Below are 2,764 nucleotides of genomic sequence, written 5' to 3'. Positions count from 1 at the left end.
GCGCAAGCAGCCAATCCGGCGTGGCGCCGCCCGCCACGTTCAACGCCCAAAGAGCGCGAAGTTTCGCGACGCTCCCGGTTTGTTTTTCGAATCGATTCGACAGTACGGCTTGCAAGCTTCGCATGTCGCTCCCCTCGGCCGCGCGATCCGCCAGGACGCGACGCGCCTGTCGCACCAACCATTCGTTCGCATCGAACAGAAACGAGACGAGGTCGGTGTCCGATAATGCGCGAAGGTCCGGAAGCTTGATCTTCTTCGGCACTCCGTAAGTGACTTTGTAAATCCGGCCCGACGTGCGGTGAACGCCGTCGCTGTCGTGGCACTCGCCGGTGTCAGACCAGTCCGAGATGAACACACCTCCGTCCGGGCCTTGCAGCAGGTCGAGGCCGCGAAACCACGGATCGCCGACGCGCAGAAAATCCGGCTCGTGGCGTCCTACGTAGCCGGAGCCGCTGCGCTCCAGTCGTTCCTCATTCACGCGCTTCCCGTGAAGGTTGAGCGTGAAAAGCCGTCCGCGCCACCGCTCTGGCCAGTTCGGCCCCTGATAGATCATCAGGCCGGCGTGCGCATGACCGCCGCCCAGCTCGTCGCTCGATGGTGCCGCGCTGCCATCGGCCTGAACGCGCGACGCCGTCCAACCCTTGCCGATGTCGAAATGGTAATGGTCCGCGTGCTGGTCAATCAGATCGTAGCTATGCGGGTTGACGTCTTCGCCGTGCATGCGCTTGAAGTGCGCGCCGGGAATGGCGTGCCAGAGGTGGCCGATGACCGTGTTGATGAAGAACGGCTCGCCAACTTCGTTCCAGTCGAGGCCCCAGGGATTCGTCGTGCCGTGGCAAACCGCCTCGACGACGCGTCGTTGCGCGTGGTAGCGCCAGATGCCGCCGTTCATCACGACGCGTTCGTTGTCGGTTGCGCCCGGCCGGCCGATGTGCGCCTGGCTGGAAATGCCGACCCGGCCCCACAGCCAGCCATCGGGACCCCACTTGAGACCGTTGGCGAACGTGTGACGATTACCCGTCGTAGTTGTAAAGCCGTCCAGCAACACTTCCGGCTCGCCGTCGGGAACATCGTCACCGTTGCGATCTGCGATGAACAGCAGCCTGGGCGGGCACAACACGAATACGCCTCCGTTGCCTGGTATCGCGCTGGTCAGGATCTTTGCCTGATCCCAGAAGACTGTCCGCTTGTCGAAATGACCATCGCCGTCCATGTCTTCGAAAATCAGGATGCGGTCGTTGAGGTTGGTCGCGAAGGTCATCTGCGCCTCGGCATAAGTGTAGTTTTCAGCGACCCAAAGGCGGCCACGCGGGTCGAAAGCCATCGAAATCGGTTGCTGCACGTCCGGTTCGGAGGCAAAGACCGAGACGCGGAAACCGTGGGGAAGCTGAAAGGAGCGCGCGGCGTCCGCGGCGGGCATTGGACTGCCGTGCGTTTCGGAATTGTAAGGTTCGGGAAACGAAGCCGCAGGGGCTGCGGCCAGCGAGATCGCTTCGGCACCGACGACCAACAAAGCAATCAATGAACGCAAAAGGGTGGTCATCGAAGGCGGAGTATGCACAAACGCGATGCGCAGACGACGGCAAAATCGCGGAAACAGCGCCCGTTTGACGAACGCTGCTCGAATATTGCGGGAATCACTTTTCACCGTCTCATCACCGCTTCGTCGTGATTCAGCAGAGCTTCTGCCAAAACGGTCCCAGCCGCAAGATCCACCGGCGGCAGCGCCGGATTGTTCGGCTGCTCGCCGACCGCAAGCAGCTTCGCGGCGGCCTGCTGATCACCCGCGAACAAATCGTGCTGTTCTTGAAACAGTCGTTTCAAAACAGTGATCTCCTGTGGTGTCGGACGACGGGAGGTCACCAGCCGGAACGCCCAGGCGATCTGGTCGGCCAGCGTATTCCCGCCTTCCTTCAACATCCGTTCGCTGACGAACCGCGCGGCCTCGACAATTTGCGTGTCGTTGAGCAGGGCGAGCGCTTGAAGCGGTGTGCTGGTGCTCTGGCGGCGCACGATGCAGACATTCCGTTGCGGCGCGTCGAATGCGATCATTGTCGGAGGCGGCACGGTGCGCTTCCAGAACGTGTACAGGCTCCTACGGTGAAGATCGTCGCCACGGCTTTGCTCATATTTCGGGTTGCCCATCGCGATCTCCCACAGGCCGGGCGGTTGATACGGCTTGACGCTCGGTCCTCCGATTTTTCCAGCGAGCAGTCTGCTCACCGCAAGCGCCTCGTCGCGCAGCATCTCAGCGGTGAGGCGGCGCGCCGGCCCGCGCGCGAGCAGCTTGTTGTCGGGGTCGCGGCCGATCAGTTCGGGCCCCGCCTTCGATGACTGACGATACGTCGCGGACATCGCGATTTTCTTCAACAGCACCTTGTAGTTCCAGCCCGAGGTCATGAAATCACGGGCGAGCCAGTCGAGCAATTCGGGATGGGTCGGCACGGCGCCCTGCGCACCAAAGTTGTCGCTGGTCTCGACAATACCGCGTCCGAACATCATCTGCCACGCGCGGTTGACCGTCACACGCGCCACCAACGGGTTCTCCGGTGATAACAGCCATTGCGCAAGGCCGAGACGATTGCGCGGCGCGTTCGCGGGGAATGGCGGCAGCACTTTGGGAGTGTCGGCGGAAACCTGTTCGCCGTGCGCGTCGTAAGCACCCCGCTTCAAAATGTACGCGGGCTTTGGCGTCGGCAGCTCATCCATCGCCATGATCTCAGGAATCGGATTGATCGTGCGGCTCTGTTCGCGGCGCAGAGAG

At 62.2% G+C, this 2,764-nt stretch carries 2 protein-coding genes; both read right to left on the bottom strand.

Translation table 11 applies throughout. The annotated features are described in order from the left end of the window. Window positions 1-1,543, bottom strand: a 1,543-nt coding sequence (locus tag VN887_04885) for a PVC-type heme-binding CxxCH protein (protein ID HXT39338.1), incomplete at its 3' end; no start/stop codon positions are given. A 101-nt stretch (window positions 1,544-1,644) separates the two neighbouring features. Continuing rightward, the coding region (locus tag VN887_04880; protein HXT39337.1) for a DUF1553 domain-containing protein at window positions 1,645-2,764 on the bottom strand (1,120 nt) is incomplete at its 5' end.

Source organism: Candidatus Angelobacter sp. (assembly GCA_035607015.1).
Classification (GTDB): Bacteria; Verrucomicrobiota; Verrucomicrobiia; order Limisphaerales; family AV2; genus AV2.
This window is presented reverse-complemented; position numbering and strand designations above follow the sequence as displayed.